The sequence below is a fragment of the Streptomyces sp. SJL17-4 genome (assembly GCF_036826855.1).
GTDB lineage: Bacteria > Actinomycetota > Actinomycetes > Streptomycetales > Streptomycetaceae > Streptomyces.
The window spans coordinates 1814562-1835599 of sequence record NZ_CP104578.1 but is presented as its reverse complement, the minus strand read 5'-3'; the positions used below and the strand labels follow the sequence as shown (position 1 = coordinate 1835599).

18 protein-coding genes are annotated in these 21038 nt (G+C 72.8%); 10 read left to right on the top strand and 8 right to left on the bottom strand.

The genetic code is table 11. The features are described from left to right. Positions 1 to 83 precede the first annotated feature (83 nt). A complete protein-coding gene (locus tag N5875_RS08115; protein WP_338492548.1) occupies positions 84 to 950 on the bottom strand; it encodes a (2Fe-2S)-binding protein in 867 nt (288 codons plus the stop codon). 194 nt (positions 951 to 1144) lie between these two features. Here N5875_RS08115 and N5875_RS08110 point away from each other — a divergent pair, with 194 nt between their 5' ends. From N5875_RS08110 to N5875_RS08100, 3 genes are all read left to right on the top strand, one after another. Continuing rightward, positions 1145 to 2110: a GntR family transcriptional regulator gene (locus N5875_RS08110; RefSeq protein ID WP_338492545.1), complete on the top strand. Its 966-nt coding sequence runs from the start codon at positions 1145 to 1147 to the stop codon at positions 2108 to 2110. Between the two features lie 28 nt (positions 2111 to 2138). Beyond that, positions 2139 to 2855: a hypothetical protein gene (locus N5875_RS08105; protein ID WP_338492544.1), complete on the top strand. Its 717-nt coding sequence runs from the start codon at positions 2139 to 2141 to the stop codon at positions 2853 to 2855. A 145-nt stretch (positions 2856 to 3000) separates the two neighbouring features. Continuing rightward, positions 3001 to 4677 carry a hypothetical protein gene (locus N5875_RS08100; RefSeq protein WP_318206241.1) on the top strand — a complete coding sequence of 559 codons (1677 nt, stop codon included), beginning with the start codon at positions 3001 to 3003 and terminating at the stop codon, positions 4675 to 4677. Between the two features lie 33 nt (positions 4678 to 4710). On the opposite strand, the gene N5875_RS08095 is transcribed toward N5875_RS08100, so the two are convergent. Next, on the bottom strand, positions 4711 to 5499 hold the full coding sequence (locus tag N5875_RS08095) for a hypothetical protein (RefSeq protein WP_318206240.1): 789 nt from the start codon (positions 5497 to 5499) through the stop codon (positions 4711 to 4713). Between the two features lie 343 nt (positions 5500 to 5842). After that, positions 5843 to 7540, bottom strand: coding sequence for a PucR family transcriptional regulator ligand-binding domain-containing protein (locus N5875_RS08090; protein ID WP_318206239.1), 1698 nt, complete (start codon positions 7538 to 7540; stop codon positions 5843 to 5845). Positions 7541 to 7848: 308 nt separating this feature from the next. On the opposite strand from N5875_RS08090, the gene N5875_RS08085 reads away from it, so the two are divergent. From N5875_RS08085 to N5875_RS08065, 5 genes are all read left to right on the top strand, one after another. Then, positions 7849 to 8739, top strand: coding sequence for a xanthine dehydrogenase family protein subunit M (locus N5875_RS08085; protein WP_209497449.1), 891 nt, complete (start codon positions 7849 to 7851; stop codon positions 8737 to 8739). 2 nt (positions 8740 to 8741) lie between these two features. Beyond that, a complete protein-coding gene (locus tag N5875_RS08080; protein WP_318206238.1) occupies positions 8742 to 9329 on the top strand; it encodes a (2Fe-2S)-binding protein in 588 nt (195 codons plus the stop codon). Between the two features lie 2 nt (positions 9330 to 9331). Next, on the top strand, positions 9332 to 11719 hold the full coding sequence (locus N5875_RS08075; protein ID WP_318206237.1) for a molybdopterin cofactor-binding domain-containing protein: 2388 nt from the start codon (positions 9332 to 9334) through the stop codon (positions 11717 to 11719). A 241-nt stretch (positions 11720 to 11960) separates the two neighbouring features. Further along, complete coding sequence (locus N5875_RS08070; RefSeq protein WP_318206236.1) at positions 11961 to 13427, top strand: NCS2 family permease; 1467 nt, start codon at positions 11961 to 11963, stop codon at positions 13425 to 13427. A 43-nt stretch (positions 13428 to 13470) separates the two neighbouring features. Continuing rightward, complete coding sequence (locus N5875_RS08065; RefSeq protein WP_318206235.1) at positions 13471 to 14607, top strand: XdhC/CoxI family protein; 1137 nt, start codon at positions 13471 to 13473, stop codon at positions 14605 to 14607. Positions 14608 to 14657: 50 nt separating this feature from the next. Here N5875_RS08065 and N5875_RS08060 read toward each other — a convergent pair whose 3' ends face one another. Continuing rightward, complete coding sequence (locus N5875_RS08060; RefSeq protein ID WP_318206234.1) at positions 14658 to 15968, bottom strand: ROK family transcriptional regulator; 1311 nt, start codon at positions 15966 to 15968, stop codon at positions 14658 to 14660. 165 nt (positions 15969 to 16133) lie between these two features. Beyond that, positions 16134 to 16739, bottom strand: coding sequence for a TetR/AcrR family transcriptional regulator (locus N5875_RS08055; protein ID WP_338492535.1), 606 nt, complete (start codon positions 16737 to 16739; stop codon positions 16134 to 16136). A 116-nt stretch (positions 16740 to 16855) separates the two neighbouring features. Here N5875_RS08055 and N5875_RS08050 point away from each other — a divergent pair, with 116 nt between their 5' ends. Next, positions 16856 to 18004 carry an acyl-CoA dehydrogenase family protein gene (locus N5875_RS08050; protein ID WP_318206232.1) on the top strand — a complete coding sequence of 383 codons (1149 nt, stop codon included), beginning with the start codon at positions 16856 to 16858 and terminating at the stop codon, positions 18002 to 18004. Here the strand turns inward: N5875_RS08050 and N5875_RS08045 are convergent. The 3 genes from N5875_RS08045 to cynR all read right to left on the bottom strand — a co-directional run bounded on the left by N5875_RS08045 (position 17979) and on the right by cynR (position 20310). Continuing rightward, positions 17979 to 18635, bottom strand: a complete 657-nt coding sequence (locus tag N5875_RS08045; RefSeq protein WP_318206231.1) for an ankyrin repeat domain-containing protein — start codon at positions 18633 to 18635, stop codon at positions 17979 to 17981. The genes N5875_RS08050 and N5875_RS08045 overlap by 26 nt on opposite strands. A 42-nt stretch (positions 18636 to 18677) precedes the next feature. Further along, positions 18678 to 19241 (bottom strand): heme-binding protein, encoded by a 564-nt coding sequence (locus N5875_RS08040; protein WP_338499116.1) that lies wholly within the window; start codon positions 19239 to 19241, stop codon positions 18678 to 18680. A gap of 151 nt (positions 19242 to 19392) precedes the next feature. After that, on the bottom strand, positions 19393 to 20310 hold the full coding sequence (gene cynR / locus N5875_RS08035) for a transcriptional regulator CynR (protein WP_318206230.1): 918 nt from the start codon (positions 20308 to 20310) through the stop codon (positions 19393 to 19395). Between the two features lie 94 nt (positions 20311 to 20404). On the opposite strand from cynR, the gene N5875_RS08030 reads away from it, so the two are divergent. After that, positions 20405 to 20998, top strand: coding sequence for a carbonic anhydrase (locus N5875_RS08030; RefSeq protein ID WP_318206229.1), 594 nt, complete (start codon positions 20405 to 20407; stop codon positions 20996 to 20998). Positions 20999 to 21038: the final 40 nt, after the last annotated feature.

Sequence of the window (21038 nt, the reverse complement as noted above, 5' to 3'; positions counted from 1 at the left end):
GATCTGCTCGAACACCCATGCAAGGAAAGGGAGTTGAGTTCGATTTACGCCACCCGTCCGGGTGGCGTAATCACTCGGGTGCCTCAGGCTGCCGCCGTGAGCCGACGGACCCGCTCGGCGTCGCACGTACGCGGACAGGTGAGGCAGGTGTCCTCGGGGCGCAGCGTGTAGAAGAAGCAGCAGGACGCCCGGTCGCGCGTGGTACGCGGGGCGCCGTCCGGCCCCTCGGCGCCGGGCAGTTCGCGGAAGCCCGCCGAGCCCGCGTAGGGCTTGTACGGCTTGACGGTGCCCGGCATCAGGAGGTCGAGGTCGTCCATCGCCCGCCGCTCCTCACCGAGGAGCGCACCGACGTACCAGAGGCCCTCGACGATCTCGTCCGTGGCCATCCCCCACAGGGCACGGCGACCGCGCCGCATCCGGGAGCCGAAGCCGTCGAGGATCGCCTCGAAGTGCTCGGCGAGCGAGGCGCGCACCTCGGCCCGCAGTGCGTCCTCGTCGGCGACCACCCGGGCGCCGGGGAGCGCCGCCGCGGGGTCGCCGGGCAGGCAGGCGAACTCCTCCACCCGGACGGCCATCCGCCCGAGCGCCCGCTGGAACGTCACGTTCCGTGCGGGCAGCCGGGGCACCCTGCGGTCCAGGAACCAGGGGACGGTGACGAGCAGACAGGCGGGCCAGGCGTACCGGTGCAGTCCGAAGCCGGCGACGACGTCGGGGCGGGCCTGGGTGCCGTAGTCGCGGAGCACCTGCGCGTTGTCCCAGGCGAGGAAGGCGTCGAGGTCGGGGCCGCCGGCCGCGAGCCAGTCCGCGCCGACCCAGCCCGCGCCGCGCGGCAGCCGCTCGCCGCGGACGTGTTCCTCTATCCGGAGATGGGGGAAGACCTCGGCGAGCCGGGCGTAGGCGGCCGCGACGGGCGAGGTCGGAGAGGCGGGCAACAGGGCGGGGACGGTCATGCGGACCACCGAATCGCGAGCGTTGGCAGGTTAGCCTTACCTTACCCGATTCGGGGTCACCTCTCACCACCGGCCCGAGCGCCCTCACCAGCGAGGCAGCCCTCACACCCCTGATGTCGGTCCGTTCGCCTATGGTGCACAGAGGACCCGCGCGACGCGAGCCGGGCCGGGCACGAGGCCGCAGGAGGACCCGGGTGGAGCAGGGCGCAGCGCGCGAGCGGGCGACGGAGAGGCCGTCCCCGCCCTTCGGCGACGCAGCCGCCCGGCGCTCGGAGGAGGCCGCACGGGTGCCGGAGCAGGCTCGTGGCATACCCCGCGCCGAGTCCGTACGGGGGGAGTCCGCACGAGCCGAGTCCGCACGAGCCGAGTCCGCACGAGCCGAGTCCGCCCGAGCCGAGTCCGCCCGAGCCGAGTCCGCCCGAGGCGAGGCCGGCCGGGGCGAGGCCGGCCGGGGCGAATCCGTACGGGGCGAGCACACCCACTGCGAGCCGGACGCCCCCGGCGCCGCTCCCGCCGCCGTCCCCGCGCCCGCCCCCCGTGTCGTACGGCACTCCGTCCGCGGCCAGATCCTCGACGCGCTCCGTACCGCCCTCGTCGGCGGTGAGCTCGTCCCCGGTGAGGTGTACTCCGCGCCCGCCCTCGGCGAGCGGTTCGGCGTCTCGGCGACCCCGGTCCGCGAGGCCATGCAACGGCTCGCCGTCGAGGGCGCCGTCGAGGTCGTGCCGAACCGCGGCTTCCGCGTCACCGAGCGGACCCCGCGCGAGCTCGCCGAACTCGCCGAGGTCCGCGCCCTCATCGAGGTCCCCGTCATGCTGCGGCTCGCCCGCACGGTCCCGGCCGCCCGCTGGGCCGAGCTCCGCCCGCTCGCCGAGGCGACCTCGACCGCCGCGGCCCGGGGCGAGCGCGCCCACTACGCCGAGGCCGACCGGGCCTTCCACCGGGCCGTCCTCTCCCTCGCGGGGAACGAGCAGCTGCTCGCCGTCGCCGACGACCTCCACCGCCGCTCCCAGTGGCCCCTGATCAGCGCGCCCGTCGTCCGCCACGGTGTGCTCGTCGCCGACGCCGCCGAGCACACCGCCCTGCTCGACGCCCTGATCGCCCGGGACCTCCCGGTCGTCGAATCCCTCGTACGCGAACACTTCACCGGCTCGAACGCCTGACCCCTGCGGCCCGCTAAGGTTGATGATCATGTCAACCGGCAAAGCCGCAGGGGGAATCAGGATGAGGACGGGCGTACGGGGGATCGCTGTCGCGGCGGCGATGGTGTTCGCGCTCGCGGGATGCGGGGACGGCGACGGAACCGACGCGGTCACGGGGAACGACGCGATCCCGGGAATCGCGGAGGGCCAGGACAAGGGCCAGGACAAGGGCCAGGACAAGGTGCCGCCGGTCTCGCTGAACGAGGCCGGGATGATCAACGCCCTGCCGCTGTCGTCCGAGTTCACCGACGGCACGTACGGCGCCGGTGATCCCGAGATCGTGCAGGGGGCGGAGTCCGGGAAGGCCTGCTTCGACAGGCTGGAGGTGGAATGCCCCGGCGTGAAGTCCTTCAGCATCAAGGACCTGGCCCTGGTCAACTCCAGCTCGGACACGGGGGCCACCTTCATCCTCGCCTCCTTCGGCACGGAGGAGGAGGCCGCCGCCGTACTGAAGTCGGTGGAGAAGGCGAAGAAGGAGTTCAACGGCCCGTCCGGCCGCTACACGCCGGTGAAGGTCGAGAGCGGCGGCGCCGACGAGTGGTTCGCCATCGAGAGGAACGACTTCGTCGGTGTCTACATGCGGATCGGCACCGTGCTGTCCTACGTGATCACCGACGACTTCGGACGTGAGCGCGCGGAGGGAGCCGCCCAGCTCCAGGTCGGCCGGCTCAAGGTCGTCGCGGCGGGCGGCGACCCCGACGCCTGACCGCCCCGAGAAACCCGCGGAAGGTCCCGAGAACCCGCGGAAGCTCCCGGGAAACCGTCCCCGCGACGGGGCGGTCCCCGGGGGCCCGCGCCCACTAAGGTCATGGGCGACAGCCGCCCGTACCGCGTCGCCCGTGAGGTGCCCCATGCCGTCCGCGACCCCGTCCCCGGCGGACGGAGGCCGACCCGTCACCGGTACGGAGACCGAGGCCACCGCCCTGCTCGGCTGGCTCACCGATCCCGAGGCGCCCCGGCTCTGCCTCGTCACCGGCGCCCCCGGCAGCGGCAAGACGGCTCTGCTCGGCTGGTTCGCCAAGCACGGCCCCCGGGCCGGCCGGCCGCGCCGCCGCACGGCCCGGGTGCTCGTCCCGCTGGCCGGACAGAGCGCCCTCGGCGCGACCTGGACGATCGCCGACCGCCTCGGCGTGGTGGCGCGGTCGCCCGGCGACCTCGTGCACGCCCTCGCCACCAGCGAGGCCCGGCCCGCCGGCCGCGCCGTCCTCCTCCTCACCGATCTGCACGCCGCCGCCGAACCCGCCGCGCTCACCGATCTGATCGCCGAACTCGCGGGCGTCGGCCGGGTCCGACTCGTGGTCGAGGCCCGCAGCGGCACCCCGGCCCCCGCCGCCCTGCGCACCGACCGGCGGGTCGCCGTCGTCGACCTCGACGGCGACGCCGACGCGGCCGGCCCCGGCGCCCCCGAGCAGACGCGGCCGCTGCCGGACCTCTCCGACCCGGTGGCCGTCTGTACGGCCGACCCGCTGCTCGTCACCACGGCGTACGTCACCGGGGCGGCCGCCGCCGGACTCCCGGGCACCCTCGACGGACCCGAGGTACCCGCCCGCCCCGGCGAGAACGCCGCCGAGGACCACGGTGGGCTGCGGGCCGCCTGGATGCGGGCCGGCCAGTCCCTCTGCCGCGAACAGGCCCCCTCCGAACGGGCGTTGGTGCTGCTCTCGGCACTCGGCGACGGTGCCGACCCCCGGCTGCGCCCCGCACTCGCCGAGCTCGCGGAGGGCTCGCCCTGGCGGCTCCGCTGGGCCCGGCACCGCGGTGATCTGACCCCGCCCTGGCCGGGTCCCGTCACCGTCCTCGGCGCGGCGGGCGGCCCCCTGGAGGGAACGCTCCTCGTGGGCGACCGCACCGGCGCCGTACGGCTGCTCCACGAGGCCGACGCGAGCCCGGCGGGCCGTCTCGCCCACACCGTGCCCGGCCGGGTCACCGCGCTCGCGCCCGCGCCCGACGGCACGGTGCTGCTCCTGGACGACCGGGGCCGGCTGCACACCGTACGGGGGACGACGCCCCGGGCCCCGTATCTGGAGCGCCTCACCGAGGCCGTCTCGGCGACCCTGGCCCGCCACCCGGGCACGGCCCTCGCGGCGATCGCCGGTTCGGTGGTGGTCGGGGACCGGCTCGGCTCCGTGCACGCCTTCGGTCTCCGGGGCCTGCACCAGGCCGCCTCGCACAGCGGCCGGGTCACGGCCGTCGCGGCGGTGGACTCCGAGACCCCGTTCGTCTGCTCCGGCGGCGTCGACGGGACCGTCCGGCTCTGGACCCCGGGCCGCGATCCGCGCCCCGAACCCCTCGCCGAACGGCCCTCGCCGGTGGTCTCCCTGCACGCGACGGAGACCCCGCACGGTCCGCTGATCGCCGCCGCCTGGGGCGACGGTCTCGTCGAACTCCACCGCCCGGAGGGCGGCCCGACGCTGTCGTTCCGCCCGGGCCCCCCGGTCCGCGCGGTCGCCGTCACCGGCGGCGGCTCCTTGGTCATCGGCACCGACGAGAGCCTGGTGTGTCTCGCCCCGAGGCGCACGACCGTCTGAGGGACTGTCACCAGCCCCTCGTCCGGAGGGGCTTCAGGTGGCGGGCTGGGGTGTCAGCTGGGCGGCGAGCCAGGTCGGCACGCCACCCAGCAGGCGGAAGAGACGGCGGGCCTCGGCGCGTAGCCGGCCCGCCTCCGGCTCCGTCTCCGTGGTGGCGAGGGCGGTGAGGGCCGGGGCCGTACCGACCAGGTAGCCCAACTCCTCCCGGATGCGGAGTGATTCGGCGAAGCCGTGCCGGGCCTCCGCCAACTCGCCTTCCCGCAGGGCGAGTCCGGCGAGGTGCCGCCACGTGGAGGAGAGCAGCAGCGAGTCGCCCTGCGCGGTGGCCCCGGCGTGCGCCCTGCGGTACGCGGCACGGGCCGCCTGCGGGGAGTCGCCGAGGTTCTGTGCGATGAGCCCGCGGCGCAGGTCGAGCAGCGGCCTGCCCTCCGCGGACGGGGCGATCAGGGCGGCCGCCCGGCCCAGTGCCATCCGCGCCTCGTCGGCCCGGTCGCGTACCCCCAGAAGCGTCGACGCGTAGGCCAGATAACCGCGTTCGCAGGCGGCGGCCCCGCGTTCCTCGTCGGTTCCGGCCACCGCCTCGGCCGCCCGGAGCGCCTCCTCCGCGTCGGCCCAGCCCTGTTCCGTGTAGAGGCAGCGCTCGATCAGCAGCGCGGCCCGTTCGAGTGCGGCGGCCGGTTCGGTCGCGTGGGGCGCGAGCAGCGCGGCCGCGTCCGTCCAGCAACCCCGGGAGCGGAGCCGCCATATGGCGGTCTCCACGGGAGTCTCCTTGCCGTAGGCGAGGGACGGATCTTCGCCGCCCCTTGATTCGGAACCAGACATGGCGGTGTCCGCCACATTGCCCTCCCCGAGCGCGCCATTGAGCTGTTGAGTGAGACCCGCATCTCAGCACGAAGGGGAGTACCTGGCCAAGGGGTCAGGTGAAAGAATTCACAAGAGTCCGGCGGATCGGTGTACCGCTGTCCGGACCGTGGCCGAAAGGGCGTTGGACGGCCGCCGGGCCCGTGATCAGGCCCCGGTGGGGCCCGCCGACCGTCCCGGCCGACGGGCCCCACCGGCCCGGACGTCACTCCACCGGACTCGCCCGAAGGGGTGAATCCGCGTGGCACCTCTCAGGTCATCCGATCAGCTCACCCTGCCGGCTCGATCCGGTCGGCTCACCCGGTCAGCTCATCCGCAGGGCGAGGAAGAAGTCGAGCTTGTCCTCCAGACGGGACAGGTCACGGCCGGTGAGCTGCTCGATCCGGCCCACCCGGTACCGCAGCGTGTTCACGTGCAGGTGCAGCCGGGTCGCACAGCGCGTCCAGGAGCCGTCGCAGTCCAGGAAGGCCTCCAGCGTCGGGATCAGCTCCGCGCGGTGCCGGCGGTCGTAGTCGCGCAGCGGGTCGAGCAGCCGGGCCGTGAACGCGCGCCGGACGTCGTCCGGGACGAACGGCAGCAGCAGCACGTGCGAGGCCAGCTCGTGGTGGCCCGCGGCGCAGACCCGGCCCGGACGGGCGGCGGCGACCCGGCGGGCGTGCCGGGCCTCCTCCAGCGCCCCGCGCAGGCCCTCCGCCGAGTGCACGGCGGCGCTGACACCGAGGGTGAGCCGCCCGTCGTCGGCGAGGCCGGCCGACAGCGGAGCGCGTACGGCCGCGAGCAGCGCGTCCGCGTGCAGGCCCAGCGCGGCGGCCGGGCTCTCGTCCTCGCTGTCCGGCAGCGGACCCGTGGCCAGCGGGACCAGGGCGATGGCCTCGTCGCCGCTGTGGGCGACGGCGATCCGGTCGGCGGACTCGGCGCCCACGGTCGCCGGGTCGACGAGGATCTCCTCCAGGAGCGCCTGGGCCACCGGCCCGGCGTCCACGGCGGGGCTCTGGCCGGCTTCCTGCTCCCACTCGACCCTGGCGACGACCACCTGCCAGTGCGGGGCCGTGCCGATCCCGGGCAGCAGCACCGGGGCGGCCACCCGCAGCCTTGCCGCGATCTCGGCGGGCGCGGCGCCCGTCTGCACCAGCTCCAGGACCTCCTGCGCGAGCCGGCGCCGTACCGTACGGGCCGCGTCGCGCCGGTCCCGCTCGACGGCGATCAGCTGGGTGACGCCCTGGAGCAGGTCGAGCCGGGCGGCAGGCCAGTCCCCGGCGTCCGCCTCCACGGCGAGCAGCCAGTCCGAGAGGACCGTCTCGCGCACGTCGCGGGAGGCGGGGGCGGCGCCCCGGCCCGTGTTGCGGATCGGGAAGAGGGAGTACGCCGTTCCGCCCGTGCTCAGCCGGTGCGGGCCACGCCGTCCGGTCCGGGTGGCGGCCAGGTGCTCACCGGCCAGGGTGGCGGCGAGCGGGGCCGGGAGGGGCTCGCCCGCGCCCGCGATCTGGCGGCCGGTGGGGGAGAGCACCCAGGCCCGCAGGTCCAGGTCGGAGCCGAGCAGGTCGAGGACCACCTCGGGGCCGCCACCCGCCGGTCCCGAGGTCATCAGCCGCCGGTGCCGGTCGACGACGGCCGCCAGGTCGCCCGCCCGCTCGCCGGAGACCTGTCGAACAACGTGCTCGGTGATCGTCGCGAACGCAACGGTCTCGTTCACCGCGAAAAGCGGAAGACGATGGCGTGAACACGCCTCTACGAGATCGTCGGGGATGTCGCCCAGCTCCGCCTCGCCCGCCGCCAGGGCGGCGACCCCGGCCGAGGCCAGGATCCGGACGAAGGGCTCGGCGTCGGCCGGCTCCCGCAGCCAGGCGAGGCCGGTGAGCACCAGCTCGCCGCCGGACAGGTACCGGCTGGGGTCCTTGAGGTCCGTCGTCATCACGCCGCGGACGGTGCGGTCCAGCTCGTCCTCGCCGCCGAGCAGGCGCAGCCCGAGCGCGTCGTGTTCCAGCAGTGCGCGCAGCCGCATCGTGTCGCCGCCGTTCCTTCGTCAGTGGGTGGTGGGGTTGTCGCGTTGTCGACGGTGGCGTGGGGCCACCGTTTCCAGGGGAAAACAGCGAGGTAACTGTTCCCCGCCTTTCGTTCGAATCTACAAGACGACGACGGGACCCAGCCAACTCCTTCATGTTTTCGGTGACTGCACCCGGGCGAACGTGGGCTTGTGTACTAGGCCACACACCGCGTGAACAGCACATGAACGTGAAGTCGAGGACCGGCCGTCCCCCCGGAACCCTGCGCACGACCCCCGATCACCAGAATCACTAGAAGAGAGCCACCATGGACTTCCTTCGCCCCGCCAGCTGGGAGGAGGCGCTCGCCGCCAAGGCAGAGCACCCCACGGCCGTGCCCCTTTCGGGTGGTACGGACGTCATGGTCGAGATCAATTTCGACCACCGGCGGCCCGAGTACCTCCTGGACCTGAACCGCATCGAGCTGCTGCGTGAGTGGGAGGTCGGCGAGGAGAACGTCCGCCTCGGCGCCGCCGTTCCGTACACCCAGATCATGGAGAACCTGCGGGCCGAGCTGCCGGGCCTGGCGCTCGCCTCGCACACGGTCGCCTCCCCGCAGATCCGTAACCGCGGCGGCGTCGGGGGCAACCTCGGCACCGCCTCGCCCGCCGGCGACGCCCACCCGGCCCTGCTCGCCGCGGGCGCCGAGGTCGAGGTCGAGTCGGTGCGCGGCAGCCGGTTCATCCCGATCGACGAGTTCTACACGGGCGTGAAGCGCAACGCGCTCCAGCCCGACGAGCTCATCAAGACCGTCCACATCAAGAAGGCGGACGGCCCCCAGCAGTACTCCAAGGTCGGCACCCGCAACGCGATGGTCATCGCCGTCTGCGCCTTCGGCCTGGCCCTGCACCCGGAGACCCGGACCGTGCGCACCGGCATCGGCTCCGCCGCGCCCACCCCGATCCGCGCCAAGGAGGCCGAGGCCTTCCTCAACGCGGCTCTGGAGGAGGGCGGCTTCTGGGACAACGGCAAGATCATCACCCCGTCGATCGCGAAGCAGTTCGCCGACCTCTGCTCCGGCGCCGCCAACCCGATCGACGATGTCCGAGGCACCGCCAAGTACCGCCGCCACGCCGTCGGCATCATGGCCCGCCGCCAGCTCGGCTGGACCTGGGAGCAGTACCGCGGCACCGGCCGCACGCTTGAGGGAGCTGCATAACCATGCGCGTCAATTTCACGGTCAACGGACGTCCGCAGGAAGCCGACGACGTCTGGGAGGGCGAGTCCCTCCTCTACGTCCTGCGTGAGCGGATGGGGCTCCCCGGCTCCAAGAACGCCTGCGAGCAGGGCGAGTGCGGTTCCTGCACGGTCCGCCTCGACGGGGTGCCGGTCTGCTCCTGTCTGGTCGCGGCCGGCCAGGTCGAGGGCCGCGAGGTCGTCACGGTCGAGGGCCTCGCCGACTTCGCCAAGGAGCGTTCCGAGCACGCCGGTTGCGCCACGGGCGCCTGCGGTACCTCGCTGGATGCCGCCAAGAAGTGGGAAGCCAAGCCCGGTCAGGACTCGCAGACCGGCGAGGGTGTCGAACTCTCCCCGATCCAGCAGGCGTTCATCGACGCCGGCGCCGTCCAGTGCGGCTTCTGCACCCCCGGTCTGCTGGTCGCGGCCGACGAGATGCTGGAGCGCAACCCGTCCCCGACGGACGCGGACATCCGCGAGGCGCTCTCCGGCAACCTCTGCCGCTGCACCGGTTACGAGAAGATCCTCGACGCGGTCCGCCTCGCGGCCGCCCGTCAGGGAGAGGCGGTCTGATCATGGCTGGCACCACCACGGGTATCCCCCGCGACGTCACCCAGAACCACGTCAAGGGCGGCATCGGCGAGTCCACCCTCCGCCCGGACGGCACGCTCAAGGTCACCGGCGAGTTCGCCTACTCCTCCGACATGTGGCACGAGGACATGCTGTGGGGGCAGGTCCTCCGGTCCACCGTCGCCCACGCCGAGATCGTGTCGATCGACACCTCCGAGGCCCTCGCGATGGACGGCGTCTACGCCGTCCTGACGCACGAGGACCTGCCGGCCGCGAAGAACTACGGCATGGAGTTCCAGGACACCCCGGTCCTCGCCTACGGCAAGGTCCGTCACCACGGTGAGCCGGTCGTCCTCGTGGCCGCCGACCACCCGGAGACCGCCCGCCGCGCCGCCGCCAAGGTCAGGATCGAGTACCGGGAGCTCCCGGTCATCACGGACGAGGCCTCGGCCACCGCTCCGGACGCGATCCTGGTCCACGAGGGCCGCGACGACCACCACTCCGGTCACGTCCCGCACCCGAACATCGTGCACCGCCAGCCGATCATCCGCGGCAACGCGGACGAGGCCGCCAAGCGGGCCGACGTCATCGTCAAGGGCGAGTACACCTTCGGCATGCAGGACCAGGCCTTCCTCGGCCCCGAGTCCGGCCTCGCCGTACCGGCCGAGGACGGCGGCGTCGACCTGTACGTGGCCACCCAGTGGCTGCACTCGGACCTCAAGCAGATCGCGCCCTGCCTCGGCCTGCCCGAGGAGAAGGTCCGTATGACCATGGCGGGCGTCGGCGGCGCCTTCGGCGGTCGCGAGGACATCTCGATGCAGATCCTCGCCTCGCTGCTCGCCCTGCGCACCGGCAAGCCGGTCAAGATGGTCTACAACCGGTACGAGTCCTTCTTCGGGCACGTCCACCGCCACCCGGCGAAGCTCTACTACGAGCACGGCGCCACCAAGGACGGCAAGCTCACGCACATGAAGTGCAAGATCGTGCTCGACGGCGGCGCCTACGCGTCGTCCACGGCATCGGTCGTCGGCAACGCCTCCTCCCTCTCGGTCGGCCCGTACGTCATCGACGACGTCGAGATCGAGGCGATCGGCCTCTACACCAACAACCCGCCCTGCGGCGCCATGCGCGGCTTCGGCGCGGTCCAGGCCTGCTTCGCCTACGAGGCCCAGATGGACAAGCTCGCGGCCAAGCTGGGCATGGACCCGGTGGAACTGCGCCAGCTCAACGCCATGGAGCAGGGCACGATCATGCCGACCGGCCAGGTCGTGGACTCGCCGGCCCCGGTCGCCGAGCTGCTCCGCATGGTCAAGGCCCGCCCGATGCCGCCGGAGCGCCAGTGGGAGGCGGCCGGCGAGGGCGCGGACGTCCGCGCGCTGCCGGGCGGTCTGTCCAACACCTCGCACGGCGAGGGAGTCGTGCGGGGCGTCGGCTACGCCGTCGGCATCAAGAACGTCGGCTTCTCCGAGGGCTTCGACGACTACTCGACCGCCAAGATCCGCATCGAGGTCATCAACGGCGAGGCCGTCGCCACGGTCCACACCGCCATGGCGGAGGTCGGCCAGGGCGGTGTCACCATCCACGCGCAGATCGCCCGCACCGAGCTCGGCGTCCAGCAGGTCACCATCCACCCCGCCGACACCCAGGTGGGCTCGGCCGGTTCGACCTCCGCGGGCCGCCAGACGTACATGACCGGCGGCGCCATCAAGAACTCCTGCGGGATCGTCCGCGAGAAGGTCCTGGAGATCGGCCGGCGCAAGTTCGGCTCGTACCACCCGGCCTGGGCCAACGCCGAACTCCTGCTTGAGGGCGGCAAGGTCGTCACCGACGGCGGCGAGGCCCTCGCGAGCATCGCGGACGTCCTGGAGGACCAGGCCGTGGAGGTCGAGGAGGAGTGGAGGCACCGTCCCACCCAGGCCTTCGACCTCGTCACCGGCCAGGGCGACGGCCACGTCCAGTACGCCTTCGCCGCGCACCGCGCGGTGGTGGAGGTCGACACCGAGCTGGGCCTGGTCAAGGTCATCGAACTGGCCTGTGCCCAGGACGTCGGCAAGGCGCTCAACCCGCTCTCCGTCATCGGCCAGATCCAGGGTGGCACCACCCAGGGCCTGGGCGTCGCGGTGATGGAGGAGATCATCGTCGACCCGAAGACCGCGAAGGTGCGCAACCCCTCCTTCACGGACTACCTGATCCCGACCATCCTCGACACGCCGACCATCCCGGTCGACTACCTCGAGCTGGCCGACCCCAACGCGCCGTACGGCGTGCGGGGCATCGGTGAGGCCCCGACCCTGTCGTCCACCCCGGCCGTCCTCGCGGCGATCCGGGCCGCGACGGGCCTGGAGCTCAACAAGACGCCGGTCCGCCCCGAGGCGCTCACCGGCACCCTGTAGGACTCTCCGGGCGGTACGTGCCTCCCAGGGAACGTCACACTTCCCCAGCCCGTACCGCCCGGAGTAACCCCCAGCAGTACCCGCAGTACGCAGTACCCGCAGTACCGATTCATTTCGTTCGTCTCGGGCCGTCCCCCGGGTCGTGCAGCCCACGCAGCATCCCAAATCCCGCAACTTCAGCAGATCAGAAGTCCTTCGAAGTCTGACGCGGGTGCCCCTTTGAACCTTGGGAGTAGGCCCCATGACCCAGTCGTCTGTGGAGCCCAAGACCGCTTCGGAGGACGCGGGCTCCGGCTCGAACGTCCCCGCCGGCCGCTCTTGGCTCGACCGGTACTTTCACATCTCGGAGAGAGGATCCACCGTCGCGACGGAGATCCGCGGCGGCGTCACCACCTTCATGGCGATGGCGTACATTCTCCTGCTCAACCCCCTGATCCTCGGCGGCAAGGATGTGGACGGCAACGTCCTCAGCCAGCCCGCACTCATCACCGCGACCGCGCTCGCCGCCGCCGTGACCACCCTGCTGATGGGCTTCTGGGGCAAGGTCCCCCTCGCCCTCGCAGCCGGTCTCAGCGTCTCCGGCGTGCTGTCCTCGCAGGTCATCGCCGTCATGACCTGGCCGCAGGCCATGGCCATGTGTGTGGCCTACGGTGCGGTGATCTGTCTCCTGGTGGTCACCGGCCTCCGCGAGATGATCATGAACGCGATCCCGCTGGCGATCAAGCACGCGATCACCATCGGCATCGGTCTCTTCATCGCGCTGATCGGCTTCGTCAAGGCGGGCTTCGTCCACGAGAACCCCTCTCCCGGTGGTGGCCCGGTCGTCCTCGGCCCGGCCGGTGAGCTGGCCGGCTGGCCCGTGCTCATCTTCGCCTTCACGCTGCTGCTGATCTTCGCGCTGCAGGCCCGCAACGTGCCCGGCGCCATCCTGATCGGCATCGTGGCCGGCACGGTCATCGCCGCCGTCGTCAACGCCGTCGGCGACCTGCCCGCCAAGTCCTGGTTCGCCGGCCCGCCGGAGCTCAACGGCAGCGCGGTCTCCACGCCGGACTTCTCGCTCATCGGCGAGGTGTCGTTCAGCGGCTGGGGCGACGTCGGCTACATCACGATCACGATGATCATCTTCACCCTGGTGCTCGCCGGCTTCTTCGACGCCATGGCCACGATCATCGGTGTCGGCTCCGAGGCCAAGCTCGCGGACTCGCAGGGCCGGATGCCCGGCCTGTCCAAGGCGCTGTTCATCGACGGTGCCGGCGGTGTCATCGGCGGCGGCGTCGGCGGCTCCGGCCAGACCGTCTTCGTCGAGTCGGCCACCGGCGTCGGCGAGGGAGCCCGCACGGGTCTGTCCTCCGTCGTCACCGGCGCGTTCTTCGCGGCCTGCCTCTTCTTCACCCCGATCACCGCGATCGTCCCGGCCGAGGTGGCCTCCGCGGCCCTGGTCGTCATCGGCGCGATGATGATGCAGAACGCCAAGCACGTCGACTGGAGCGACCGCTCCGTCGCGATCCCGGTGTTCCTCACCGTGGTCCTGATGCCGTTCACGTACACCATCACCACGGGTGTCGCGGCCGGCGTCATCTCCTACGCCGTCATCAAGACGGCGCAGGGCAAGGCACGCGAAGTGGGCGCCTTCATGTGGGGCCTGACCGCGATCTTCATCGTGTTCTTCGCGATCCATCCGATCGAGAGCTGGCTGGGCGTCAGCTGACGCCCGTACCGTCGCCCTCCACACACATATCGAGGAGTTCGAGATGCTGGACATCGCCGAAGAGCTGCACCGGTGGGTCGAGCAGGGACGCGAGTTCGCCGTCGCCACGGTCGTGGCGGTCGGCGGGAGCGCGCCCCGGCAGCCGGGCGCCGCGCTCGCCGTCGACAGCGACGGCACGGCGATCGGCTCGGTCTCGGGCGGGTGTGTGGAGGGCGCGGTCTACGACCTGTGCCAGCAGGCCCTTGAGGACGGCAGGACCGTCGTCGAGCGCTTCGGCTACAGCGACGAGGACGCCTTCGCGGTGGGTCTGACCTGCGGCGGCATCATCGACATCCTCGTCACCCCGATCCGCGGCGGGGTCTTCCCCGCCGCGCTGGCCGCCGCCGCCACGGGGGAGGCGGCGGCCCTGGCCCGGATCGTCTCCGGCCCCGAGGACCTGATGGGCCGGGCGCTCCTGGTCCGCCCCGACGGCTCGTACGAGGGGAAGCTCGGCGGCCACCCGGAGCTGGACCGCACGGCGGCGGGCGAGGCCCGCGCGATGCTCGACGCGGGCCGCACCGGCACCGTGGAGATCGGCGAGGACGGCAGCCGCTGCGGACAGCCGCTGACCCTCCTGGTCGAGTCCTCGGTCCCCGCCCCCCGCATGATCGTCTTCGGTGCCATCGACTTCGCGGCCGCCCTTGTCCGGGTCGGCAAGTTCCTCGGCTACCACGTCACCGTGTGCGACGCGCGGCCCGTCTTCGCGACGCCCGCCCGCTTCCCCGAGGCCGACGAGATCGTCGTCGAATGGCCCCACCGCTACCTGGAGTCCACGGAGGTGGACGGCCGTACGGTGCTCTGCGTCCTGACCCACGACGCCAAGTTCGACGTGCCCCTGCTCCAGGCCGCGCTCACACTTCCCGTCGCCTACGTCGGCGCGATGGGCTCCCGCCGGACCCACGAGGACCGCAACAAGCGCCTCCGGGAGGTCGGCGTCACCGAACTCGAACTCGCCCGACTGCGCTCCCCGATCGGCCTGGACCTCGGTGCCCGTACGCCCGAGGAGACCGCCCTGTCGATCGGCGCCGAGATCGTCGCCAACCGCCGGGGCGGCACCGGCCTCTCCCTCACGGGCGCCCATACCCCGATCCACCACGACATCCCGCGCGAGCCGACGGGACGCATAGGGTCCGTCGCCTGATCCCCGGGTACCTCTGATCCCCGGCTACCTCCCGGACGGGCGGCGCACGCTCAGTGCGCCGCCCGTTCCCGTACCGTCGACGCCCAGGCCGGCTGCTCCTCGGCCGTCTCCGCCTCGGCCCGCCGCCCGCCCCGGCCGAAGAAGTCCGCCAGTGGCAGGATCGCCGCGCCGACCGTGACCGCGTCGGGGCCGAGCTTGCCCATGTCGATGGTGACCCGGCCCGCCGGGTACGTGAGGGCGTACTCGCTCGCGTACCCCTTGACCGTCTCCAGGAAGCGGGTGCCGAGCTGGAGGCCGGCCCAGCCGCCGACGAGGATGCGCTCGGGCTGGAAGAGGTTGATGAGGTCGGCGAATCCGGCGCCCAGGTACTCGGCGGTCTCCGCCAGGACGGCGAGCGCCGTGGCGTCGGGCTCCGTCCCCGGTTCCACCGGGTACGCCGCCGCCAGCATCGCCGTCAGCGCCGTCTCCTCGTCCGCGCCCGCCGGGGGCACCCCGCCGGCCTCCCGCCACCGCTCCAGGAGGGCTTCGGCACCGGCGTACGCCTCCAGGCAGCCCTGGGCTCCGCAGCGGCAGCGGCGCCCCCGGACCCGTACCGTCAGATGACCCCATTCGATCGCCCGGCCCGGCCCCATCGGGTCGGTGACCACGCACGCGCCGACGCCCGAGCCGAAGAGGACCACCACGGCGCTGTGCGCGCCCCGGCCCGCGCCGAACCACATCTCGGCCTGGCCGAGGGTCTTGGCGCCGTTGTCGATCCAGTACGGCACCGAGGCCGGAAGCTCCACGCTCTCCCGCAGCAGCCGCTCCAGCGGGACCGCGTCCCAGCCGATGGTCTGGCCGTGCACGACCGCGCCGTCCTCGGCGGTACGGGCCACGATGCCGGGCACGCCGACGCCGACGCCGAGCAGCCGCTCCGCGGGCACGTCCGCGGTCCGCAGCACCTCCGCGACGCCCTCCCGGACGTGCTCCACGACGACCCCGACCTCGTACCGGTCGTGGGGGTTCGGGCCGTCGATGGCCAACGGGCGTTCGGTGCGCGCGAGTTCGGTGAGCGTGAGGTCGAACAGCTCGATCCTGATCCGGGTCTCGCCGACGTCGACGCCGATCATGCAGCCGCTGCCGGGGGAGATCCGGAGCAGGGTGCGGGGGCGTCCACCGGCCGAGTCGACGCTGCCCGCCTCCTCGACGAGGCCCTCCGCGACCAGCTCCGCGACCACGTTGCTGATCGAGCCCGAGCTGAGACCGGTCGCCGGTCCGAGCGAGAAGCGGCTCAACGGCCCGTCGAAGTAGAGGCATTGAAGGACGGCCGTGCGGTTCTCGCGTCGGAGGTCGCGCACGGTGCGGCCGTTCCGCATGGTCACTTGGGCCCCCAGGTGAAGTGGTTGTGAGTGCAACATACCGCCGCCAGGGCCCCGCCAGACCCTTCTCTTTAGGTTTAACTCACATGGTGAATTAAGCGCGGGAGGGCTTCAGGACCTGAACGCGGGCGCCTTGCTCTCCCGCGAGGATCGTGCCCCGGTGGGAGCTCAGGCCTTGCGGAGGCCGCTGAGGAGCAGCTCGGCCAGCTGGTCGTACGCCTCGGCGTCGGCGAGACCGGTCGCCGCGGCGACCTGGCGGCGCTGGATGCGGACCATCACCGAGGAGATGACGTCGGCCGCGAACGTCACGTGCACCTCGCGGAAGACACCGGCCCTGACCCCCTCCTCGATGAGCTGCTGGACCCGGCCGGCCGCCGCGCGCGTGTTGCGCTCGTACACCTCGGCCGCGGGCTCGAACGCCGCCACGTCGTCGAAGAACTGCGGCGAGACCGGCGCCAGCTCGGCCGACACCGCCCGCAGATAGGCGGCCAGCCGCTCGGCGGGATCGGTCGCGGCGGCCAGGACCGCCTCCACCCGTGCCGTGGCGCGCCGGAAGAAGTGCACGACCGCCGCCCGGACCAGCTGCTCCTTGCTGCCGGCCAGGCCGTACAGGGTCCGCTTCGAGCACCGCAGCCGTGCGGCGAGGTCGTCGAGCGTCAGCCGGGCGAAACCCTCGCCGACGAGGAGGGCGACCAGCTCCTCGAAGAGGGCGGAACGGCGCGCCGCTCCGCGGCCCGTCAGCTTCGGGGCATCGGCGGCGGGGGTCTCGATCACCCCGCCAGTATTCCAGGCCGACGTTCCCGGGGGGTTACGGGGACACCCTTCTGCGCTACTCTAAGCGGTACTGCAGTACCTTCCCCAGTACCACTTTGCGCGCCGCTGGAGTCGCCATGGATGTCGACCGCCTGCTTCCCACCCCCGAGGCAGCGGACCTCATCGCCCTCACCCGGGAGATCGCCGACAAGGAGCTCTCTCCGCGGGTGGACGAGTACGAGGCCGCCGAGAGGTATCCCGAAGGGCTGTTCGCCACCCTCGGCGAGGCCGGGCTGCTCGGTCTGCCGTACCCGGAGGAGTACGGCGGCGGAGGCCAGCCGTACGAGGTCTACCTGCAGGTTCTCGAGGAGCTCGCCGCGCGCTGGGCGGCCGTCGCCGTCGCCACCAGCGTCCACACCCTCGCCTGCCACCCGCTCCACACCTTCGGCACCACCGAGCAGAAGGAGCGGTGGCTGCCCGAGATGCTGGAGGGCCGCACCATCGGCGGCTACAGCCTCTCCGAGCCGCAGGCCGGCTCCGACGCGGCCGCCCTCGCCTGCAAGGCCGAGCGGCAGGACGACGGCAGCGGGTACCGGATCACCGGCACCAAGGCGTGGATCACCCACGGCGGCAGGGCAGACTTCTACGCGCTCTTCGCCCGGACCGCCCCCGGCAGCCACGGCATCTCCTGCTTCCTCGCCCCCGGCGCCACCGAGGGCCTGAGCTTCGGCGCCCCCGAGCGCAAGATGGGCCTCCAGGCCGTCCCGACCACCTCCGCCTACTGGGACGGCGCGCTCCTCGACGCCGACCGGCTCGTCGGGGACGAGGGCCAGGGCCTCCAGATCGCCTTCAGCGCCCTCGACAGCGGCCGCCTCGGCATCGCCGCCTGCGCCACGGGCCTCGCCCAGGCCGCCCTCGACGCCGCCGTGGCGTACGCCAACGAGCGCACGACCTTCGGCCGCCGGATCATCGACCACCAGGGTCTCGGCTTCCTCCTCGCCGACATGGCCGCCGCCGTCGACGCGGCCCGCGCCACCTACCTGGACGCGGCCCGCCGCCGTGACCTCGGCCGTCCCTTCAGCCGTCAGGCCAGCGCTGCCAAGCTCATCGCCACCGACACGGCCATGAAGGTCACGACGGACGCGGTCCAGGTCCTCGGCGGCTACGGCTACACGCGCGACTTCCCGGTCGAGCGCTACATGCGCGAAGCCAAGATCACCCAGATCTTCGAGGGCACCAACCAGATCCAGCGCCTCGTGATCAGCCGGGGGCTCGTCCAGCCGTGACGGTGCCGCCCCCGGAGAACCTCGCCCTGCCGCTCCCCGAGCGCCGGCCGAGGAGGGCGGCGATCTCCGTGAGGCCGTGACGGACCGCGTGGTGGAGGGCCGTTTCGCCGTATGGGTCCGGGAGCTCGGGGTCGGCGCCCGCCGCCAGGAGCAGGGCGACGACGTCCTGGTGGGCGCGGCCGCCCGTACCGAGGATCACGGCCTCCAGGAGGGCCGTCCAGCCCAGCCGGTTGACGTGGTCGACCTCGATGGCCGTCTCCGCGAGGACGGCGCGGACGTAGGCCACGTGGCCCCGCTCGGCCGCCGGGATCAGGGCCGTACCGCCGTAGCGGTCGGTGAGCTTCAGGTCCGGGCCCGCGGGGAGCAGGCTCCGCATCATGGCGACGCCGCCCGTGACGCCGGTGACCAGCCAGGGACTGTCGCACCGGTCGTCCTGGGCGTTCGGGTCCGCGCCCGCGGCGAGCAGGACGCGCGCGGCGGCGACATGGTCGCCACGGGCCGCGTGCAGCAGCGGGGTGCGGCGGCGCCGGTCCCGGGCCTCGACCCGGGCGCCCGCGGCGAGGGCCGCACCGACGGCGACGGTGTCCCCGTGCGCGGCGGCCGCCAGGAGGGTGTCGTCGAGTGCGTTCATGGTGGCCTTCCTCGTGCGGGCGCGGGTCCGGACCGCTTCGTGCTACTTGCCGAGCGCGGCGACGCCGGCCTGGGCGAACTTCTCGTCGAGGTCGCCCGAGGGGGCGCCCGCGACACCGATGCCCGCGATGGGCGCGCCCTTGGCGGTCACCGGGGCGCCGCCGCCGAGGAAGAGGGTGCCGGGGATGTCCTTCAGGGTCGGGGCGTTCGCGAGGCGCTTGACCAGCTCCGAGGTCGGGGCGTTCCAGGACACGGCGGTGTACGCCTTCTTCTCGGCCGACTCGTAGGACTGCGGGCCGGCGCCGTCGCCGTGCAGGGTGACGATGATGTTGCCGTTGCGGTCGACGACGGCGACGGAGACGCGCTGGTTCTCCTTCTCGGCGGCGTCGAGGGTCGCCTGCGCGGCCTTGGTGGCGGCCTCGATCGTCAGGTGGGTCGACTGCGTGGTGTTCTTGTTCTTGGCGTCCGCCGTGGCGACCGCGGCGGCGGGAGCGGCCGCCGTGTTCTCACCGGTCGCACTGGCCGAGTAGGCACCGAAGCCACCGAGGGCGAGCGCGGCGACGATCGCACCACCGGTGACGACACGGGTGCGCGAGGTCTTCTTCACGTGCTTCATGGGATCTGCTCCAGTGAACTCGGTGGACTGCGGGGGCCGTCGGTGCTCCGTGGCCCGCTTCCCCTCCATCCTGGGGCCGTCCCCCTCCGCCGTCGGTCGTCGCCCCGGCTGCCTCCGGCGCCCGCAACGGTGGACCCCGGGGTCATCCGATCGGTTGACCCTCCTCGCCGGCCGGGTCCTCCTCGCGTCCGTGGACGACAAGGTCCGTGAACGCGCGCGTGGCCGCGCTCCGGTACCCGGCCGCCCGGCGGAGAAGGATGACGCGGCGGGTCGGCAGGGCCGGGGAGAGCGGGACGGGAGTCAGCTGCGGATGGTCCCGGGTGACGGCGTCGGGCAGGACGGTGGCGAGCGCGGTCCGCCGGACGATCTCGGTCAGCGCGCCGACGGCGTTCGCCTCCACCGCGATCCGTGGCCGGAGACCGTGCTCGGAGACGTACGCGTCGATGTGCCGACGGGTGGCGAAGTCCTGGCTGAGCAGGGCGAGGTGATGGTGGTTCAGCTCCTCGGCCGGTACGGGCTCGGTGCGGCCGGCGAAGGGATGGCCGGGGCCGACGACGAGCCCCAGGGTCTCGGTGTACAGCGCGGTGTCCTCGATGCCCGGCAGATGGTCGCCGCGGAAGGCGATACCGAGGTCGAGGCGGTCGGCGAGGAGCTCGGCCTCGATGCGGTCCTGGGGCAACTCCCGTACCTCCACGGTGATTCCGGGGTGCCGGGCGTGGAAGGCGGCGACCAGCGGGCCGGTGAGGTACGTGAACGTCGGGGTCGCGGCGAGGCGGAGCCGCCCGCGCGAGAGATCGTGCACGTCGAGCACCGCGCGCTCGCCCGCCGCCAGGTCCTGGAGCGCGCGCCGCGCGTAACCCGCGTACGCCTCCCCGGCGTCGGTGAGGCGCACCGAGCGGCCGGAGCGGTCCAGGAGCAGCACCCCGAGCGCCTTCTCCAGCTGCTTGATCTGCTGGGAGAGCGTGGGCTGGGCGATCCGGAGCTCTTCGGCGGCCCGGGTGAAGTTGGCGTGCTCGGCGACGGCGAGCAGATAGCGGAGATGGCGGAGTTCCGGCTGCATGCCTCGACTCTAACCGCTGTCATAGATGACAGCTATAGCAGACATCGACAGGACGTCTTGGACGCTATAGGTCCTGGTCGTGCAGGGTGAGGGCATGCCTCATCTCGCCGAGGGAATCGCCCGCTTCCAGCGGGAGATCTTCCCCGCCAAGGCAGGGCTCTTCGCCCGCCTGGCCACCGTCCACCGCCCCGGCACGCTGTTCATCGGCTGCTCGGACGCCCGCGTCGTACCCGAACTCATCACCCAGACCGACCCCGGCGAACTCTTCGTCGTCCGCACCGCCGGAAACCTCGTCCCCGCCCACACCCCGGGCACCGACGGCGTCGCCGCCGGTGTCGAGTACGCCGTCACCGTCCTCGGCGTGCGGGACGTCATCGTCTGCGGGCACTCCGCCTGCGGCGCCATGACCGCACTCGCCGAGGGCCGCGACCTGAGCGGCGCGCCCGCCGTCGCCGCCTGGCTGCGGCACGCCGACGCCTCCCTGGCCCGTACCGCGGCCGCCGGACGGGCGGGGGACGTGGCCGCCCTCGTCCGGGAGAACGTCGCCGCGCAGCTGGCGAACCTCGCCACCCACCCCTCGGTGGCCCGCGCCCTGGCGAACGGAGACGTACGGCTCCACGGCTGGGTCTTCGACATCGCCGACGGCACCGTCGAAGAGCTGCCCGGGGCCCTCGCCCACGCCGCCTGATCCACCCCTTCCCGCACATCCCCACCGAAAGGACGTACCT